General features: G+C 67.9%; 14 protein-coding genes. 7 read left to right on the forward strand and 7 right to left on the reverse strand.

What is annotated here, in order from left to right:
* Positions 1–357: 357 nt before the first annotated feature.
* The 4 genes from CFP71_RS16345 to CFP71_RS16360 form a co-directional block, all read right to left on the reverse strand.
* Positions 358–1,563, reverse strand: a complete 1,206-nt coding sequence (locus CFP71_RS16345; protein WP_093934712.1) for a low temperature requirement protein A — start codon at positions 1,561–1,563, stop codon at positions 358–360.
* 456 nt (positions 1,564–2,019) lie between these two features.
* Positions 2,020–3,492 carry an MFS transporter gene (locus CFP71_RS16350; RefSeq protein ID WP_093934713.1) on the reverse strand — a complete coding sequence of 491 codons (1,473 nt, stop codon included), beginning with the start codon at positions 3,490–3,492 and terminating at the stop codon, positions 2,020–2,022.
* A complete protein-coding gene (gene dnaE, locus CFP71_RS16355) occupies positions 3,492–7,076 on the reverse strand; it encodes a DNA polymerase III subunit alpha (RefSeq protein ID WP_093934714.1) in 3,585 nt (1,194 codons plus the stop codon). The genes CFP71_RS16350 and dnaE overlap by 1 nt, the downstream gene beginning before the upstream one ends.
* Positions 7,077–7,283: 207 nt before the next feature.
* Positions 7,284–8,369 carry a plasmid pRiA4b ORF-3 family protein gene (locus tag CFP71_RS16360; protein ID WP_244199711.1) on the reverse strand — a complete coding sequence of 362 codons (1,086 nt, stop codon included), beginning with the start codon at positions 8,367–8,369 and terminating at the stop codon, positions 7,284–7,286.
* A gap of 131 nt (positions 8,370–8,500) precedes the next feature.
* Between CFP71_RS16360 and CFP71_RS16365 the strand changes: the two genes are divergently transcribed.
* From CFP71_RS16365 to CFP71_RS16395, 6 genes are all read left to right on the forward strand, one after another.
* A complete protein-coding gene (locus tag CFP71_RS16365; protein ID WP_093934715.1) occupies positions 8,501–8,902 on the forward strand; it encodes a nitroreductase/quinone reductase family protein in 402 nt (133 codons plus the stop codon).
* A gap of 841 nt (positions 8,903–9,743) precedes the next feature.
* Positions 9,744–10,415, forward strand: a complete 672-nt coding sequence (locus tag CFP71_RS16375) for a FadR/GntR family transcriptional regulator (RefSeq protein WP_093934717.1) — start codon at positions 9,744–9,746, stop codon at positions 10,413–10,415.
* Positions 10,416–10,419: 4 nt separating this feature from the next.
* Positions 10,420–11,859 carry an amino acid permease gene (locus CFP71_RS16380; protein WP_093934718.1) on the forward strand — a complete coding sequence of 480 codons (1,440 nt, stop codon included), beginning with the start codon at positions 10,420–10,422 and terminating at the stop codon, positions 11,857–11,859.
* A complete protein-coding gene (locus CFP71_RS16385; RefSeq protein WP_093934719.1) occupies positions 11,856–12,809 on the forward strand; it encodes an asparaginase in 954 nt (317 codons plus the stop codon). Before CFP71_RS16380 ends, CFP71_RS16385 begins: the two co-directional genes overlap by 4 nt.
* Positions 12,810–12,819: 10 nt before the next feature.
* Positions 12,820–14,208, forward strand: a complete 1,389-nt coding sequence (aspA, locus tag CFP71_RS16390) for an aspartate ammonia-lyase (protein WP_093934720.1) — start codon at positions 12,820–12,822, stop codon at positions 14,206–14,208.
* A gap of 175 nt (positions 14,209–14,383) precedes the next feature.
* Entirely contained in the window at positions 14,384–16,006 is a 1,623-nt protein-coding gene (locus CFP71_RS16395; protein ID WP_093934775.1) for a CocE/NonD family hydrolase, read from the forward strand.
* Here CFP71_RS16395 and CFP71_RS16400 read toward each other — a convergent pair.
* Together CFP71_RS16400 and CFP71_RS16405 are read right to left on the reverse strand one after the other, a co-directional pair.
* Complete coding sequence (locus CFP71_RS16400) at positions 16,003–16,764, reverse strand: metallophosphoesterase (protein ID WP_093934721.1); 762 nt, start codon at positions 16,762–16,764, stop codon at positions 16,003–16,005. The genes CFP71_RS16395 and CFP71_RS16400 overlap by 4 nt on opposite strands.
* A 4-nt stretch (positions 16,765–16,768) precedes the next feature.
* Positions 16,769–17,398: a GntR family transcriptional regulator gene (locus CFP71_RS16405; protein ID WP_093934722.1), complete on the reverse strand. Its 630-nt coding sequence runs from the start codon at positions 17,396–17,398 to the stop codon at positions 16,769–16,771.
* Positions 17,399–17,444: 46 nt separating this feature from the next.
* Here CFP71_RS16405 and CFP71_RS16410 point away from each other — a divergent pair, with 46 nt between their 5' ends.
* Positions 17,445–18,623 (forward strand): aminotransferase class V-fold PLP-dependent enzyme, encoded by a 1,179-nt coding sequence (locus tag CFP71_RS16410; protein ID WP_093934723.1) that lies wholly within the window; start codon positions 17,445–17,447, stop codon positions 18,621–18,623.
* Here CFP71_RS16410 and CFP71_RS16415 read toward each other — a convergent pair.
* On the reverse strand, positions 18,620–19,111 hold the full coding sequence (locus tag CFP71_RS16415) for a DUF1453 domain-containing protein (protein WP_093934724.1): 492 nt from the start codon (positions 19,109–19,111) through the stop codon (positions 18,620–18,622). The two genes, CFP71_RS16410 and CFP71_RS16415, sit on opposite strands and share 4 nt — an antisense overlap.
* Between the last annotated feature and the right edge of the window lie 8 nt (positions 19,112–19,119).

The raw sequence follows: 19,119 nt of genomic DNA on the forward strand, positions 1-19,119 counted from the left end.
CCTCATACGAGGTTACATATACATAAGCTCTACTGGCTTAGTTCACTAGCACACTGTTGAGTTCTCAAGCAACACACCCCAGATCGCACCGTGGCTACACGGCCTTATCTGAAGCAGTTATTTCTTGGCTTTTGTCCGGAGCACACCCTAGCACCTGCTCGAAACTGCCGTTTCAGCGGGGGTAGAGTTACCTCTCCGGTTCGGGACCACCCACTCTACCACCATCCGATGGGAGCTTGGTTCGTGTTCCCGGCGGCCGCTCGGTTTCCCTGGCGACGAAGAGAACATTACACGGCCCGAAACCGGCGTTTACAGGGGGGTCCCTTTTTTCGCGCCGACGCTCTGACCTGCGTCGATCTACCCCTCGGGCGCTGTCTCCCCCGGAACCGGCTCTCCGTGCGTGGCGACCACCGTCAGCACGACGAGCGCCGCGGCGAGTCCGGCGGTGATGTGGATGGGCGCGGGCGTGAACGACGCGGCGAGCACGAGCACCGCGGTCACCGGGAAGCCGATCGCGATCGGACGGCATTCGTTGGTGGGGCCGATGTGCATCAGCCAGACGCTCAGCAGGTAGATCGCGACGGGCACGGTCGTCGCCATGGCGGCGGGCAGCGAAGCGACGTGACCGGTGTGGGTGTCGTAGTCGACCGCGACTTCGAGGCCGGCGCCGAGCGCGGCCGCCGACGCGAAGATCAGGTAGTGCCCGTAGCCCCAGCTCGCGACGGTGAACAGGCTTTTCGCCTTCTCCAGCCGGACGTGGCCCGGCTGGTCGAAGTACAACCACCACAGGGAGAAGACCAGCACGAGCCCCGCGGCGGCGAGCGAGATCAGGCTGCCGGTGTGCTCGCCCTCGTCCAGCCCTTCCTTGACGGCGGTGGTCGCGCCGAGGATCGATTCACCCAGCACGATGATGGTGAACAGGCCGTATCGCTCGGCGATGTGATGCGGGTGCCAGCCGGTCCAGCGTTTGCGTTCGGCGATCACCGGGACCGCGAGTTCGGCCACCAGGAGCACGAAGAACGACGGCAGTCCCAGCGAGTCCGGCAGGCTGAGCCGCACGATCCACAGGATCTGGACGATCGTGATGCCGACGGCGTACCGGAGTGCGGCCGGGCGGCACTGCGGATCGGTCCTGGCGGCACGCAGCCATTGGACGACCATCGCGAGGCGCATCAGGACGTAGCCGGCGACCATGATCCTGAAGTCGCCTTCGAAGGCGGACGAGACACCGGCGGCGACGGTCAGCCCGCCGGCGATCTGCACGAGGGTGACCACCCGGTACGGGACGTCGTCGGTGTCGAACGACGACGCGAACCAGCTGAAGTTCAGCCAGCCCCACCAGATCGCGAAGAACACCATCCCGAAGCTGAGCACCCCGTGCCCGATGTGGTTCTCGGCGATCGCGTGGTGCAGACCGGCGGCGGCCTGCGCGACGGCGACCACGAAACACAGGTCGAACAGCAGCTCCAACGGGGTCGCGACCCGATGTCCCTCACCGGAATCGCGCATCGTCATCGGCCGGTACCAGACCCGCAGCCGATTCCGCCCAGAACTCTCCGCCATCACCGCTCCTCGCACTCTCGGACTCGCGAAGATCTTCGCAGCCGGAGGCGGTTCACACACTCGGAGAAACGCGCGGCGGGTGGGTCCGGACCGGGTGCACCTCCCCAGGCGACCCCGCACGGACCCACCCGCGCGAATGCCTCACCGGGACTCGGCTCGTCAGTGGTGGTGAGCCGGCTGCCGCCGAACGGTCCCCCGCGGACGCCGACGGCTGTCCACCGGTTCGTGACCGTGGGTGTCCATTCCTGAGAACTCCGGACTCGCCACGATCGCTTCGCCGATCGATCCATCCCCGATCGATCGACAGAAATACCACTGTCGGTAGCCATGACACAGCAGTGAAGGCTCCGTAAGGTCTACCCGGTTGCTCTGAGTAGCACCAGGGGATGACAGCCTCAGTCACTCGGATGGAGCATCGAGTCTTGCCGAACGTAGTCATCGGTACGCACGGATGACTCAGCCGCGTTGACTGTCGGCGGCAGCCCTGGCGGCGTCCTCCCGATCAGTGAGCGAACGCCGCTTCCGGCGCGCGCGGAGCTCGATCACGGCGAGTAAGAGCGCCGAGCACGTCAAGCCCGCGGCGCACAGCATCGCCGCGGTCAGCGCCGACGGGTAACCACCGTTCGCGCCCAGTACCGCGTGGAAGACCGAGGCCAGCACGACCGTGCCGATCGCGGTGCCGATGCGCTGCCCGGTCTGCAGCGCTCCCCCGGCCACCCCCGCCATCGAGGTCGGGACGCATTCCAGGGTCAGTGTGGTGTTGGGTGAGATGACCATTCCGCCACCGACGCCGGCGACGAGCAACGGCAGCGCGAACCACCAGCCTGCCGCGGCACCGGGATCCTGACCGGCGAGGACGGCGACCGTGACCATCCCGGTGATCACCATGACCAGCCCGGTGACGGTGAGCTTGCGGCCCCACTTCGGCACCAGTCGTCCCGCGATCGCCGCCGAAACGGCCGAGCCGAGGGCGAAGGAGGTGACGGCGAGCCCGGATTGCAGTGGCGTGTAGCCGAGGCCCTGCTGGAAGAAGATGGCGAAGACCAGCCACATGCCGGTGAATCCGCTGAAGTAAAGGGCACCGACGGCGGCACCCGTGGCGTAGCCGGGGGTGCCGGTGAACAGTCGGGTGTCCAGCAGCGGCGGACGGCCGCGCCGGACCATCGAGCGTTCCCAGCGCACGAACGCGAAGCCGAAGACCACCGCGACGGCGAACAGCCACCACAGGCCGCTCAGCCCGCCTTGTTCGGATTCGATCAGCGGGAGCAGGACGCCGAGCACGGCGACACCCAGCAGCATGATGCCGACGAAGTCGATCTCGCCCCGCAGGCTGCTCGCCGGTTTCTCCGCTTTCGGGAGCCATCTCAAGGCCAGGGTGAACGCCAGGATCCCGATGGGCACGTTGACGTAGAAGACCCAGCGCCAGCCTTCCGGGTCGCCGAAGACGGCGAGGATCACGCCGCCGAGCACCGGGCCGACGGCGGTCGAGATCCCGACAGTGGCGCCGAACATGCCGAACGCGCGGCCTCGTTCCGCGCCGCGGAACAGGTCCTGGATCATCCCGCTGTTCTGCGGCGTCATCATCCCCGACGCCACACCTTGCAGGAGCCGCGCGACGACCAGGGTCGTCTCGTCCGGCGCCGCGCCGGCGAACGCGCTGGTCAGCACGAACGCGGCGAGCGCGAACAGGAACATGCGGCGGCGGCCGAGCGCGTCGCCGAGTCTGCCGCCGGTCACCAGCACCAGCCCGAAGGCCAGCGCGTAGCCGGAAACGACCCACTGGATCCCGCCGCTCGACGCGCCGAGGTCCTTCTGGATCGAGGGCAGCGCCGTGTTGACGATGCTGACGTCGAGCAGGCCCATGAACCCGGCGGCGAGGGAGACGGCGAGCGCCTTCCAGCGCCGGGGGTCGGGTTCGTAGGTGCTCATCAGGTGCTGGCGGCGATCCCGGGGATGCCCTTGAGCTCACCGATCAGCATCGACGTCACCTTGACCGGATAGTCGTACAGCGCGAAGACCGTCTGGTTCTTGCCGACCAGCTTGAGGTGCACCGGGGTCTCACCCTTGTGCGCCAGCAGGGTCTGTTTCAGTTCGCTGACCACCGACTGGTCGATCTTCTCCGCGGCGGCCAGCAGGACCAGCGGCAGGTCGTCGTCACCGTTGCCGACCTCGGACAGGTCGAGCGGCACGAGCCCGCCGCCGAAGATGGACATCTTGTCTTCGCGCCAGTTCACCCGGCCCTTGACCAGGACGGCGTTGTCCTCGATGAGGTCTGCGGAGAACATCGCGTAGGACTTCGGGAAGTACAGGACCTCCAGTGAGGCGTCCATGTCCTCGACGGTGCAGATCGCCCAGGGCTCGCCCTTCTTGTTGACCCGGCGTTCCAGCGAGGTGATCAACCCGGAGATGATCAGCTCGCCTTCCTTGGGCGGGTCGGCGATGATCGCCGCGATCGGCCTCGGCGCGTGTTTGCGCAGGATGCGTTCGGCGCCGTCCAGCGGGTGCGCCGAGACGTAGAGGCCGAGCATCTCCCGCTCGTAGGCGAGGAGTTGCTTGCGTGGGTACTCCTCTTCGCCGAACTTCAGATGCGCGAGCGGCGAAGAGGACACGGCGGCCTCCGCGTCGTCGTCCCCGCCGAAGCCGAAGAGGTCGAACTGGCCCATCGCCTCCTGGCGCTTGAGCGGGACGACGGCCTCGACCGCGTCCTCGTGCACCTGGATCATCGAAAGCCGGGAGTTGCCGAGCGAGTCGAATCCGCCCGCCTTGATCAGCGATTCGATGACCCGCTTGTTGCAGGCCACCAGTTCGGACTTGTCGAGGAAGTCGGTGAAGGAGGAGTACTTCCCCTTCTCCGCGCGGGTCTTGATGATCGACTCGACGACGTTCGCGCCCACGTTGCGGACGGCGCCCATGCCGAAGCGGATGTCCTCCCCGACGGCCGCGAACCTCAGCGCCGACTCGTTGACGTCCGGCGGGAGCACCTTGATCCCGAGACGGCGGCATTCCGAGAGGTAGACCGCGGACTTGTCCTTGTTGTCACCGACCGAGGTGAGCAGCGCGGCCATGTACTCCGGCGTGAAGTTCGCCTTGAGGTACGCGGTCCAGTACGAGATCAGGCCGTACGCGGCCGCGTGGCTCTTGTTGAACGCGTAGCCGGCGAACGGGAGGATCGTGTCCCACAGCGCTTTCACCGCATCCGGCGAGAACCCGCCTTCGACCAGCGGGCTGGCCTTCATCCCGGCCTCGAAGCCCTCGTACTCGAGATCGAGGACTTCCTTCTTCTTCTTACCCATGGCCCGGCGGAGCACGTCCGCGCGGCCCATCGTGTACCCGGCCACCTTCTGGCCGATGTGCATGATCTGCTCCTGATAGACGATCAGGCCGTAAGTGTCGGCCAGGATCTCCTTCAGGGGCTCTTCGAGCTGTGGGTGGATCGGCTTGACCTTTTGCCGATTGTTCTTGCGGTCGGCGTAGTCGTTGTGCGCGTTCATGCCCATCGGGCCGGGGCGGTACAGCGCGCCCACCGCCACGATGTCGTCGAAGACCGTCGGCTGCATCCGGCGCAGCAGATCCCGCATCGGCCCGCCGTCCAGCTGGAACACGCCGAGCGTGTCTCCCCTGGCGAGCAGCTTGTACGTCTCCGGGTCTTCGACGCCGAGAGTGTCGAGGTCGATGTCGATCCCGCGGTTGCTCTTGATGTTGTCGATCGCGTCACCGATGACGGTGAGGTTCCGCAGGCCCAGGAAGTCCATCTTCAGCAGGCCGATGTTCTCGCACGACGGGTAGTCCCAGCCGGTGATGATCGAGCCGTCGTCGCGCTGCCACAGCGGGATGGCGTCGGTCAGCGGGTCGCAGGACATGATGACCGCGCAGGCGTGGACGCCCGCGTTGCGGATCAGCCCTTCGAGGCCGCGGGCGGTCTCGAAGATCGTCTTGCACTCTTCGTCGGTCTCGACGAGCGCGCGGACCTCGGCGGCCTCGCCGTACCGCTCGTGTTTCGAGTCGACGATGCCCGAAAGCGGGATGTCCTTCGCCATGATCGGCGGCGGCAGGGCCTTGGAGATCCGGTCCGCGATCGCGTACCCCGGCTGGCCGAAGTGGACCCGCGCGGAGTCCTTGATGGCCGCCTTGGTCTTAATGGTGCCGAAGGTGATGACCTGCGCGACCTTGTCGACGCCGTACTTGTCGGTGGCGTACCGGATCATCTCGCCGCGACGGCGGTCGTCGAAGTCGATGTCGATATCGGGCATCGAGACGCGCTCGGGGTTCAGGAACCGCTCGAACAGCAGCTTCTGCGGGATCGGGTCCAGGTTGGTGATACCGAGGACGTACGCGACCAGCGAACCGGCGGCGGAACCACGGCCGGGACCGACACGGATGCCGACCTTGCGGGCGTAGTTGATGAGGTCGGCGACGATGAGGAAGTAGGCGGGGAAGCCCTTCCCGATGATGACGTCGAGCTCGATCTCGATGCGCTCGTTGTAGTACTCGTCCGGGACGCCCTCCGGATACCGCCACTTGAGACCGCGCGCGACCTCTTCCCGCAGCCAGGTGCCCTGGTCGTAGCCTTCGGGGACCTCGAAGAACGGCAGCCGGTCCTTGTGCGTGTAGACGTCCTTGTAGGACTCGACGCGCTCGGCGATCAGCAGCGTCGAGTCGGCGGCGCCGGGGACTTCCTTGTCCCAGTACTCGCGCATGTCGGCGGCCGACTTCAGGTAGTAGCCGTCACCGTCGAACTTGAACCGGTTCGGGTCGTTCAGCGTCTTGCCCGCCTGCACGCACAGCAGCGCGGAGTGGGTGTCGGCCTGGTCCTTGGTGACGTAGTGCGAGTCGTTGGTGGCCAGCGGCCTGAGGTCGAGCAGCTTGCCGATCTCGAGCAGGCCCTCGCGGACCGACCGCTCGATCGGCAGGCCGTGGTCCATCAGTTCGAGGAAGAAGTTGTCGCCGCCGAAGATGTCCTTGTAGTCCGAAGCGGCCTGGATCGCTTCGGTGCGCTGCCCCAGCCGCAGCCGGGTCTGGACCTCGCCGGACGGGCAGCCGGTGGTCGCGATGATGCCCTGGTGGTTCTCCGCGATCAGCTCGCGGTCCATCCGGGGCTTGCGGTAGTACCCCTGCATGCTCGCGAGCGAAGAGAGCTTGAACAGGTTGCGCAGGCCGGTGGAGTTCTCGGCGAGCATCGTCATGTGGGTGTACGAACCGCTACCGGAGACGTCACCGCCCTCACCGAACTCGTCCGAGCCACGCTGGTTGGCCTGCCCCCAGAAGACCGGCTTCTTGTGGAAGCGGCTCTCCGGCGCGATGTAGGCCTCGATGCCGATGATCGGCTTGAGCTCGTGCTTGACCGCCTGCTGGTAGAACTCGTCCGCGCCGTACATGTTCCCGTGGTCGGTCATGCCGACCGCGGGCATGCCCAGGCGCGCCGCCTCCTTGAACAAGGGGGCGATCTTCGCCGCACCGTCGAGCATCGAGTACTCGGTGTGCACATGCAGGTGGACGAAGGAATCGTTCGACACCAGCGAAAACCTCCCCTAGGCAGACGGATCCCTGGCTGCTTGACGCGGGCCGGTCCTCCCACCCTAGGCTTCTCATGATCATCAGCAACTCGCGGGGGGACGCGGTCCTCGGCCAGTGCCGAGTCTGCTAGCCGAGCAAGATCAAATCCAGTTGGCTCGCCGGAACCGTCGCCACCCGAACGGGGCAGCGAGGCCGGGCCCGCCGGGTCAGCTCAGCCGGGCCAGCCGTTCGTCGACCACCTCCTTGTCGAACCACTCCGGATCGAAGCCGTGGCCGCCGAGCTCTTCGATCAGTTCCTCGTTCTCTTCGTCGTCCGGATCACGCAGGGCTTCCAGCAACATCTCGTAACCGCTCATGTCGTCACATTCCGGTGGCGGGGCGGCGCGCTCCCCGTCGAGACAACTCGCCGTGCGAGGCGGGCCGACCAGCTTCTCCACTCGGATCCAGTGCCGCCAGCCCTCCGCCTCATAGACGAGCCGGTGGCCGGGCGAGGTGACGACCTGGCCGAGGGTCGCTTCGTCGTCCAGCCTGTCGCCCTCACCGCTCCACGCATCGACGCTGAAGCCTCCGTACGCGGTCTCGAACCGGTGATCCTGCCGTTCGTCACGGTCGAACGCGGCCGCGAGGATCCGGTGCAGTCCGGCGAGGGTGACGTCGGAGCCGACTTCGAGCCGCCGCCAAATCGCCTCGTCCAGCTCGGACAGGGCGACCGCCAACCAGAGTCCGGTGACCGGCGCGGGCGAGGGCAGGACGAGCGGCAGCGGATCGGCCGACGACAAGCGGGGCAACGGTTCGTAGCCGGGCAAGCCGAGCCATCGGCGCAGCTGGGCCGCGCGTTCGGGCAGCTCAGGCCTCGGATCGGTCCCCAGCTCCGAGAGCTTGGGGACCTTCTCCCGGAACCAGGCGTCATGATCCGCCCTGGCGATCAGCGCCGCTTCGACCTGGCTCCGGAACTCTTCGGGGGTCAGCGGCGCCTCGGTGACCTCGAAGCCGTTGCGGAGAACCGCCAGGGCGTCCTCGGGATCGGGATGGAGCTCGATCACGTCGACCTCGCGATCGTTGACCACGACCTCGACTCCCACCGAGCGTTTGCCGGCGGTCAGCGTGGCGGCCAGGACCACCAGGTCCTGATCCACCTGGCCTTGGACGACACAGTCCGACAGCTCGACTGGTCCGTGGAGCAGCTTCGGCCAGCGCTCCACCCTGGTCACGTCCAAGGGCGGACGCGGCCGGTGGGAGCGCTGGTTCTTCGGTCTTTTGGCGGGCTTGCGGCCGCGGCTGACGGGGGACACGGGATCAGTATCGCCAGCGGCACCGACAGTTTCGGCGCTGTGAGCAGCCATGATCGAAAAATGCTTGCCGACCTGGGCGCGGATGGGCAGACTGACCAGCCGCCAAGATCACCGAACCGCCCGGAGAGTTGATGATCGACCTGCAGGCCATGAACGAACGAGTGATCGCGGAGTTCCGCGCGAACGGCCGCCACGGCGACGGTCTCCCGACGTTGCTGCTCACCACCACCGGCGCCCGCACCGGACGACGGCACGTGACGCCGATGCTGTTCCTGGCCGACGACGACCGCTACATCGTGTTCGCCGCGAACGGCGGCGCTCCGGGGCATCCGGACTGGTACCGCAACCTGGTCGCGGAGCCGTCTGTCGACGTCGAAGCGGACGGAGAGGCCTTCACCGCCCACGCTGTCGAGGTCTCTGGAGCGGCGAGGGACCGTCTGTTCGCGAAGCAGGCGAAGGCGTTCCCTCGGCTGGCCGAGCACCAGTCGAAGACCAGCAGGCCGTTCCCGGTGATCGCGCTCAAGCGGGTCTGACGTGGGTGGCGCTTCGCTTTAGGGCCGAGGGTGTCTTCGGCACCTACTGGGGTTTGGCCGCGGTCGATCTCAGGTCCGGTCCGTGAAGGGCCCTTCCCTACTCTGAAGGTAGGGAAGGAGGCCTTCACGGACTTCCGGGTCGCCACGTCCGCCACAGACGCACCAGCCGTCACAGCGGACTCGGGTGAAGGTCACTCTCCAAGTACATGAAGGGGTCCTTCATTGCGCTAGGCGCGGTGAAGGGGTCCTTCATGTACTTGGAGAGGCGAGACGGCACCGAGTGGGCCGGGGTGGTCGTAGGTGGCGATTCGGGTTCTGGCCGACCGGTATTGCCTACCTACTGGGCCCGGCAGCAGCTGCGCCGGGATCCTCCGGCAAGCCAGTCGTTGCCTGACCCGAGCGTGGAGGGCCACGCGGATACCGGTCCGGAAGTGCCGATTCAGCGACTGCCGACAGCCGAGCGGGGAAGAAACCGGACGTCCGAAATCCTCCCCCATCACACCTACCCCGCGAGCAGACCGGCACGAACCCAAACCCGGCAGGTAACCGAATACCGGTCCGCTCCAACCCGAATCGCCACTCACGACCATCTGACCGACGTTGTGACACTGGCCACCCCCGCACGGGAATCCGGTGTCAGCACGGAACTCCCCGCCCACGAAGGCACCCAGCACGGGTTCGAATTCTCAGCCGATTACCGCGTCGACGCGGACCTCGCAGCGTGGATCGGCGCCCTCGGCCGATCGCTTGACAAAGCGTTGGCCCGACCGCACGATCTCGTCTCATGAACCTGTCTGACAGCCAGACAGCCGGACATGGTGGTCCACGACGCGTCAGCGCGATGGAGGCCGTTCTGGCCCACCTCCGCGGTGCCATCGAGCGCGGCGAGTACCCCGTCGGCCAGAAGCTGCCGTCGGAGTCCGCGCTCGGCAAGGAGTTCGAGGTCAGCCGTTCGGTCGTCCGCGAAGCGCTGCGCGGATTGCAAGCGCTCGGGCTCACCGTGTCCAAAACGGGCAAAGGGACCTTCGTGACCGCCACCGGGCCGGTCGAGAATCCCACCTTCGGGACCTACTCGGCCCGCGACCTTTTCGAGGTCCGGCGCCACGTCGAGATCCCCGTCGCCGGCTACGCCGCCGTGCGCCGCAGCACCGACGACCTCGATCTGCTCGGTCACCTCGTCGAGCGGATGGACCTCGAAACCGACAACACCGCGTGGGTGGCGCTGGACTCGCTGTTCCACATCACCATCGCCCAGGCCTCGGGCAACCCGGTGTTCGGCAAGGTCATCGAAGAGATCCGGGACGCGCTGGCCAGACAGTCCTCCTTTCTCAACCAATTGGGGGACCGTCGGACCCGCTCGAACACCGAGCACCGTGAGATCGTCACCGCCATCGCCTCCGGGTCCGAAGCGGACGCCATCGCGGCGATGACCTCCCATCTCGAGCACGTCGAGAACGCGCTTACCACCATCGTGCGGCCAAGCCACACGACGCACCAGAACAAGGACGACTGACACCGTGACCGAACAGACCCTCAGCGCGGACGGCAAACCCGCGCCGGTGCCGGCCGACGCCGGTGACGCCGGCTACGACAAGGCGTTGAAGCCCCGCCACGTCAACATGATCGCGATCGGCGGCGCCATCGGCACCGGCCTGTTCCTCGGCGCGGGCGGACGGCTCGCGCAAGCCGGCCCGGCGCTGGCGATCGTTTACGCGGTCTGCGGCCTTTTCGCGTTCTTCGTGGTGCGTTCGCTCGGCGAACTCATCCTGTACCGCCCCTCCTCCGGCGCCTTCGTTTCCTACGCCCGGGAGTTCATGGGCGAGAAAGGCGCGTTCGTCGCGGGCTGGATGCACTTCCTGAACTGGTCGACGACCGGTATCGCGGACATCACCGCGATCGCGCTGTACGCGCATTTCTGGTCGTTCTTCACGCCGATCCCGCAGTGGGTGCTGGCGCTGATCGCGCTCGCCGTGGTGCTGGCGCTGAACATGGTCTCGGTGAAGCTGTTCGGCGAGATGGAGTTCTGGTTCGCCATCATCAAGGTCGCCGCGCTGGTGACCTTCATGGGGATCGGGATCTGGCTGCTGGTGACCCAGCAGCCGATCGACGGCACCGTGCCCGGGTTCTCGCTGATCTCCGACAACGGCGGTTTCTTCCCCGCCGGAGTACTGCCGATGGTGCTGATCATCCAGGGTGTCGTGTTCGCCTACGCCTCGGTCGAACTGGTCGGCGTCGCCGCCGGCGAGACGGAGAACCCGCGCAAGATCATGCCGAAGGCGATCAACTCGATCATGTGGCGGATCGCGGTCTTCTACGTCGGTTCGGTGGTCCTGCTGGCGATGCTCATGCCGTGGAGCTCCTACTCGAAGAGCGAGAGCCCGTTCGTCACCGTGCTTTCGCATGTCGGTGTGCCGCAGGCGGGCAATGTGATGAACCTGGTGGTGCTGACAGCGGCGCTGTCCAGCCTGAACTCGGGGCTCTACTCCACCGGCCGCATCCTGCGGTCGATGTCGCTGGCCGGGTCCGCGCCGAAGTTCACCGGCGTGATGAACAAGAACCACGTGCCCTACGGCGGGATCCTGCTCACCTCCGCGGTCTGCGTCGTCGGTGTCGGCCTGAACGCCGTCGTGCCGAGCCAGGCCTTCGAGATCGTGCTGAACTTCGCCGCCGTCGGCATCCTCGGCACCTGGGCGATCATCGTCCTTTCGCATCTGCTGTTCGTGCGCAAGGCCAAACTCGGCGAGGTCGAGCGCCCGTCCTACCGTCTGCCGTTCTCTCCCTACACCGAGATCGCGACGCTGGTCTTCCTCGTCGCCGTCGTGGTGCTGATGGGCTTCGACGAGGTCGGCCGGATCACCCTGTACTGCCTGCCCGTCATCGGGCTCGCGCTGGTGGCGGGCTGGTTCGGGGTCCGCAAGCGGATCAACATGGACGTCTTCGAAAAGACGAAGCTGTGATCCCCGAGATCCGCGTTCCCGCCCACGAACCGCTGGTGCACCTCCTTCGCGACGGAATGGTCGAGGGGGTGCACCACGGTTCGGCCGTGGTGCTCGCCCCGGACGGCCGGGTGCTGTTCTCCGCCGGTGACATCGAGGCGGCGTTCTACCCGCGTTCGGCGGCGAAACCCTTGCAGGCCACGGCGATGGCGCGACTAGGCGTCGAGCTGAGCCCCGCCGGGTTCGCCGTCGGCGCGGCCAGCCACTCGGGCGAGGAGATCCACCTCGCCGAGGCGCTCAGGACGCTCGACGGCGCCGGGCTCACCGCGGAAGACCTGCGAACGCCGGAAGACCTGCCGTTCGACCCCGTCGAGCGCGACGGCTGGATCGTCGCGGGGCGGCCGGCTTCGAGACTGGCGCACAACTGTTCCGGCAAGCACGCCGCGATGCTCGCGACCTGCCGCCTGCACGGCTGGTCCACAAAGGACTACCTGGATCCGGGGCACCCCTTGCAGCGCGCGATCGCGGAGTGCGTCGAGGACCTGACCGGGCAGCGGATCCCGAAGGTCGCCGTCGACGGCTGCGGCGCTCCCCTGTTCGCGGTCTCGCTGCGCGGACTCGCCAGGGCCGTCGGCAAGATCGCTGCGGCTTCCACCGGCACTCCGGAAAGCCTTGTCGCCGAAGGGATCCGGAAGCATCCGGAACTGGTCGCCGGCACCCGTCGCGACGTCACCGCGCTCATGCGCGCGGTGCCCGGGCTGATCGCCAAGGACGGTTTCGAAGCCGTCCAGGTCGCCGCGTTGCCGGACGGGACGGCCATCGCGATCAAGATCGCCGACGGCGGTGACCGCGCGCGGAAGCCGGTGCTCGCCGCCGCGCTCGCGCTGTGCGGCGTCGAACAAGACGTCCTGGAGCCGTTCCCCGGTCTGCGCGTGACCGGCGCGCTCGCCGACCACCACCTCGCCGCCTGAGGAGCGACAGATGCACCGCGTGGAACACGATCTGCTGGGAGACAAGGAAGTCCCGGCCGACGCCTACTGGGGTGTGCACACCGCCCGCGCCAGGGAGAACTTCCCCATCACCGGCACCGCGATCTCCGCGTACCCGCATCTGATCGAGGCGCTCGCGTCGGTCAAGGAGGCGGCCGCGAGCGCCAACGCCGACCTCGGCCTGCTGGAACCGGACGTCGCCGACGCGATCCGCCGGGCGTGCCGCGAGATCCGCGAAGGCGCGCTGCACGACCAGTTCGTCGTCGACGTCATCCAGGGCGGCGCGGGCACCTCGACGAACATGAACGCCAACGAGGTGATCGCGAACCGCGCGCTCGAACTGCTCGGGCACGGCAAGGGCGACTACGCCCGCGTGCACCCGAACGAGCACGTGAACCTCGGGCAGTCGACCAACGACGCCTACCCGACCGCGGTCAACGTCGCCACGATCATCGCCGTCCGGGAACTCGCCGAGGCGATGGTCGTGCTGGAGCAGGCGTTCGCGGCCAAGGCCGTCGAGTTCCACGACCTGCTGAAGATGGGCCGCACGCAGTTGCAGGACGCCGTCCCGATGACGCTGGGACAGGAGTTCGGCACCTACGCGGTCATGCTCGGCGAAGACCGGCTACGGCTCACCGAGGCGGTGACGCTGCTGCACGAGATCAACCTCGGCGCGACCGCGATCGGCACCGGCCTCAACGCCGCGCCCGGATACGCCGAAGCCGCCGTCGCGCACCTGCGCGAGATCACCGGGCTGCCCGTCGTGACCGCCGCCGACCTCGTCGAGGCGACACAGGACTGCGGCGCTTTCGTGCACCTTTCCGGTGTGCTCAAGCGGATCGCGGTGAAACTCTCGAAGAGCTGCAACGATCTGCGGCTGCTTTCGTCCGGCCCCCGAGCGGGGCTTAACGAGATCAACCTGCCGCCGGTGCAGGCGGGGTCGTCGATCATGCCCGGCAAGATCAACCCGGTGATCCCCGAGGTGGTCAACCAGGTCGCGTTCGAGGTCATCGGCAACGACGTCGCGGTGACGATGGCGGCCGAAGCGGGCCAGCTGCAGCTCAACGCGTTCGAGCCGCTGATCCTGCACTCGCTTTCGGAGAGCATCACGCATCTGCGGTCGGCCTGCCTCGTGCTGGCGGAACGGTGCGTCTCCGGGATCACCGCGAACGCCGACGTGATGCGGGGCTACGTCGAGAACTCGATCGGGTTGGTGACCGCGCTCAACCCGAGCATCGGGTACGCGGCGGCGACCGAGATCGCCAAGGAGGCGCTGGAGACCGGGCGCGGCGTGGCTGAGCTCGTCGTCGAGAAGGGCCTTCTTCCCGCCGAAGAGCTGGCGAAGCTGCTGAAGCCGGAGACGCTCGCGCGGCTTTCCTGAGACCAGCGGGGCGGTACCGGGCGGTCTGCCCCGCGCCCGGTGTCATGAGGGGTCCCCTTGGGACAATTTTCGTCCGAAGGGGACCCCTCATGACACGTACGGGACTCCCTCAGGCCGCCGACGCGGGTACGGTCGTAAGCGGAAGGTGATCCTCCGCACGAAAGGCGGCCCCAGCGTGCTCGACCGACTTCTCGACCGGTACCTCGGCCTTCCCGCGGCCGAAGGGCCAGCCCCCTCGGTGACCAAGGCGATCCCAGTCCCGATGCCCGACGGCGTCCGGCTGCTGGCGGACCGCTACGCCGTCCCCGGCGACGAGCCGCGGCCGGTGGTGCTGATCCGCACGCCGTACGGCCGCAAGGGCGTGATGGGCAAGATCTTCGGCGAGACGTTCGCCCGGCACGGGCTCCAGGTGGTCCTCCAGAGCACGCGCGGGACCTTCGGCTCCGGTGGCGAGTTCCGGCCGTTCCATCTGGAGAAGGAAGACGGCCTCGCGACCGTCGCCTGGCTGCGCGAGCAGCCGTGGTGCGACGGGCGGGTCGCGATGGCGGGCGCGAGCTACCTCGGCCACACGCAATGGGCCGTCGCGCCGTACCTCGACGAGCCGCTCGAAGCGATCTGTCTCGGCGTCACCGCGTCGGAGTTCACCTCGGCCTTCTATCCCGGCGGGATCCTCGCGGTCGACAACATGGTTTCGTGGTCGTCGTTGATCGGCCGCCAGGAGGGCCGGTTCGCGGGCCTGCCGAATCCCTGGCAGACGAAGAAGACCCGGCGGGCCATGGCGCATCTGCCGGTTTCCGGCGCCGACGTCGAGGCCATCGGCAAGCAGGTGCGGTTCCTGCAGGACGTCTCCGAGCACGCCGAACCGGGCGACGACTTCTGGGCGCCGGCGGATCACAGCGCCGAAGTCGCCGGGCTGACCACGCCGGTGAGCATGGTGACCGGCTGGTACGACCTGTTCATCGCCGCCCAGCTGCGCGATTTCAAGGAGCTCGCGGCCGCCGGTCGCGAGCCGCGGATCACCATCGGCCCGTGGGCGCACGGCGAGCTCGCCAGCCTGAAAACCCTGATCACCGACCAGATCGGCTTCCTCTCCGCGCATCTGCTCGGCGATCGCGCGCCGCTGAGGCAAGCGCCCGTACGCCTGTACCTCCAAGGCTCAGGACGTTGGCTGGACTTCGAAAGCTGGCCGCCGAAGTCCGACACGACCCCGTACTTCCTGCGTCCCGGCGGGCTTTCCCCCGCCGAGCCCGTCGAGTCGAAGCCGGGCACGTTCACCTTCGACCCGGCCGACCCGACGCCTGCCGTCGGCGGTCCCTTGCTTTCGGGTGTGCAGAAACAGCAGGACAACAAGGACGTCGAAGTGCGCCGCGACGTGCTGCTCTTCACCGGCGACAGGCTGAAGCGCGACCTCGACGTCATAGGCGAGATCTCCGCGCTGGTGCACGTCCGGACCGACCTCGGGCACGGCGACGTCTACGTCCGGCTGTGCGACGTCGACGGCCGCGGGGTCTCCCGCAACGTCACCGACGGCATCCTCCGCCTGCGCCCCGGCAGTCCCGGGTCCGATGTGGACGGTGTGGTGGCGGCCGAGGTCCAGCTCGACCCGACCGCCTACCGGTTCCGGCGCGGGCATCGCCTGCGGCTGCAGGTCGCGGGCGGAGCGTTCCCGCGCTTCGCCCGCAACCACGGCACCGGCGAACCGGTTTTCAGCGCGGTGGACGGGAAACCCGCGCGGTTCGAGATCTTCCACGACCCCGCGCACCCGTCCCGGATCACGCTGCCGGTGTTCGCGGGCTAAGCCGGGACCACTCGCTGGTGAGTGGTCAGCCTGCCGTCGTCGTGCAGCACGTGGAACAGCAGCGACGGCGGCAGATCGTAGTCGATCGGCCCGCCTTCACCCCACGGCCGGAGACCGTTCTCCTCCCACGGGAGCAGGATGCTCGATCCCACCGAGGGCGCCGACCGCAGCGGCACACCCGCGAACGTCGTCGACGCCGAGGCGTGCACATGCCCGCAGAGCAGGGCCACCACTCGCGGGTGGCGGGCGAGCACCTCTGCCAGCCTGTCTTCGCCGTACTGGCGCATCGCGTCCACCAACGGCAGGCCGAGCGCGACCGGCGGGTGGTGGAAGGCGATGAAGGCGGGGCCGTCGCCGTCGGCCAGCACGCCGTCCAGCCAGGCCATGGTCTCGTCGTCGAACTGTCCGTCCGGCTTGCCGGGGATGCTGGAGTCGGCCATGACGAAGGTGACGTCGCCGACGGTGTGGGCCACGTTGACCGGCCCGTCGTCCGGTGCCTGGCCGAGCAGCCCTTCACGGAACGGGCCGCGTTTGTCGTGGTTGCCGGGGCAGGTGAAGAGCGGGACGTCGGTCTTGAACAGTTCGGCCGCGCGCCGATACTCCTCGAGCGTGCCGTGGTCGGCGATGTCGCCCGTCACCAGGATCGCGTCGACCGGTGTCGCCAGGCCGCCCAGGTACCGCATGACCCGTTCGGTGCGTTCGTCGGCGCGTTCCCCGCCGTCGAGATGGTTGTCGCTCAGATGTGCAGTCACGAACATCGTGTCACCCCATGTCGTCCAGATATGCCAACGTTTTCACCCAGTTCCGCGCGAGCAGCTCCACGGCCGCCGCGAGGTCGGAGACGCGGATCGCCTCGGCGATCCGGAGGTGTTCATCGATACTCTCCCGTGAGCGTTCGATGCCACCGAAATAGCGGGCGTCATAGCGCTTCAGCAGCGGTTTCGTCTGCTCGATCAGGCGCAGCAGATGCGGATTCGTGCAGCGCGAGACCAGCAGCGCGTGCCAACGGTCGTCCAAAGTGGACAAATCACCCTGCCGATCGAGTTCCGCGGTCATCTCGGCGGTGATCCGGTCCAGGCCGCCGGTGAGGCCGGCGAGGTCCTGCGGCGAGCTCCAGCGCAACGCGAGCGATTCCAGCTCCGCGACGAGCGGGTACAGCTGCCGCGCCTCCTCGGGATCGAACGGCGGCACGAGGAAACCCCGGTTCGGCGCCGAGACGAGCAGGCCGCGATCGGCCAGCCCGATCAGCGCCTCGCGCAACGGTGTCCGGCTGACGCCCAGTTCGCGGGCGAGGTGCACCTCGTTGATCCGGCTGTCCGCGGCGATCCGGCCGTCGAGCACGCGGGCGGTGATCTCCTCCGCGAGGTCGCGCCGGAGCAGGTTCCTCGTCATGCGGACAGTATTGCATGCACTTCGGACGTACTGTATTCAGTTAGGCATGACGGACTTCGATGTGAACCGCGCTCGGGTCGAGACGCCGGGCTGCGCGGAAGTGGTCCACCTCAACAACGCCGGATCGTCCCTGCCGCCCTCGCGGGTCACCGACACCGTCGTGGACTACCTCCGCGAGGAGGCCCTGATCGGCGGATACGAGCAGGCCGCGGCGACCGCGGAGCGGATGAACGGCGTCTACGCCTCGGCCGCCCGGCTCGTCGGAGCCGAACCCGGCGACATCGCGCTGACCGACAACGCGACCAGGTCCTGGCAGGCGGTCTTCTACGCGCTTCCGTTCGCCGCGGGAGACCGGATCCTGACGGCGAAGTCCGAGTACGCGAGCAACGTCATCTCCTTTCTCCAGATCGCGAAGCGCACCGGCGCCGTCGTCGAGGTGGTCGACAACGACGAGTCCGGGCAGCTGGACGTCGAGGATCTCAAGCGCCGCGTCGACGGCGACGTCAAGCTGATCGCCGTCTCCCACGTGCCGACCCAGGGCGGACTGGTGAACCCCGCCGAGGAGATCGGCGCGGTCGCGCGGGCGGCCGGGATCCCGTTCCTGCTGGACGCGTGCCAGAGCGCCGGCCAGCTCGACCTCGACGTCGCGCGCCTGAACTGCGACGCGCTCAGCGTGACCGGCCGCAAGTACCTGCGCGGGCCGCGCGGCACCGGATTCCTGTACGCGCACCCGCGGCTGCGCGAGCGCGTCGAGCCCGCGATGCTCGACCTCCACTCGGCGGTGTGGACCGCGCCCGAAACCTACGAAGTCGACTCGACGGCGAAGATGTTCGAGGTCTGGGAACGCGATCACGCCGCCTTGCACGGGCTCGGCGCGGCGATCGACTACGCCCTCGAATGGGGCATGCCCGCTATCGAGGCCCGTGTCGCCGCGCTCGCGGCGAAGCTGCGCGACGCGCTCCGCGAGATCCCCGGCGTCCAGGTGCACGACCAGGGCACCCGGCAGTGCGGGATCGTCACGTTCAGCGTGGCGAAAACGCCCTCGCAGGAGGTGAAACAGCGCCTGGCGGCGGCGAAGATCAACGTCAGCGTCACGGAGGCGACGTCCGCCCAGTTCGACTTCGCCGACCGCGGGCTGCCGTCGCTGGTCCGGTCCTCGGTGCACTACTTCAACACCGAGGACGACATCGCCCTCCTCGTCGGCGAAGTCGGGAAACTGGCTTAACGGCGCGAAAGCAGCGACTCGGACGGCGGGGCGAACGGCAGTCCCGTCGTCTTCGCGCGTTTGCCGATCACCAGGGCCTCCCCCAGCAGGCTGACGCCGATCGACAACGTCACCGGCCGCGCGTCGGGATGCACCCCGGCCGTGGTGGCCAGGAACCCGATCCCGAAGTTCACCAGCAGCGAGAGCACCCACACGCCGAACGTCCAGCCGGTGTAGCGCAGCCAGAGCACACCTTCGCGCTCGAACAGCTTCGTGGTGGTGGCGCGCACCGCGCCGAGCCCGCAGCCGACCGCGGAGCCCAGCACGAGCCAGAGGCCGTCCGTGAAGGTGAAGATCTCCAGCTTGGCCAGGCCGTAGACCCCGATCGCGAGCAGGATCACCGGCGCCCCGAACACATCGCGGGCGACCAGCGGCTCCCCGCGCAGCCGGCGCACGACGATCACGACCACCGCGGCGACCACCAGCGCGATCAGCAACCAGGTCCTCATGAACTCCC

Origin of the sequence: Amycolatopsis thailandensis, assembly GCF_002234405.1 — a bacterium.
GTDB classification, from domain to species: domain Bacteria; phylum Actinomycetota; class Actinomycetes; order Mycobacteriales; family Pseudonocardiaceae; genus Amycolatopsis; species Amycolatopsis thailandensis.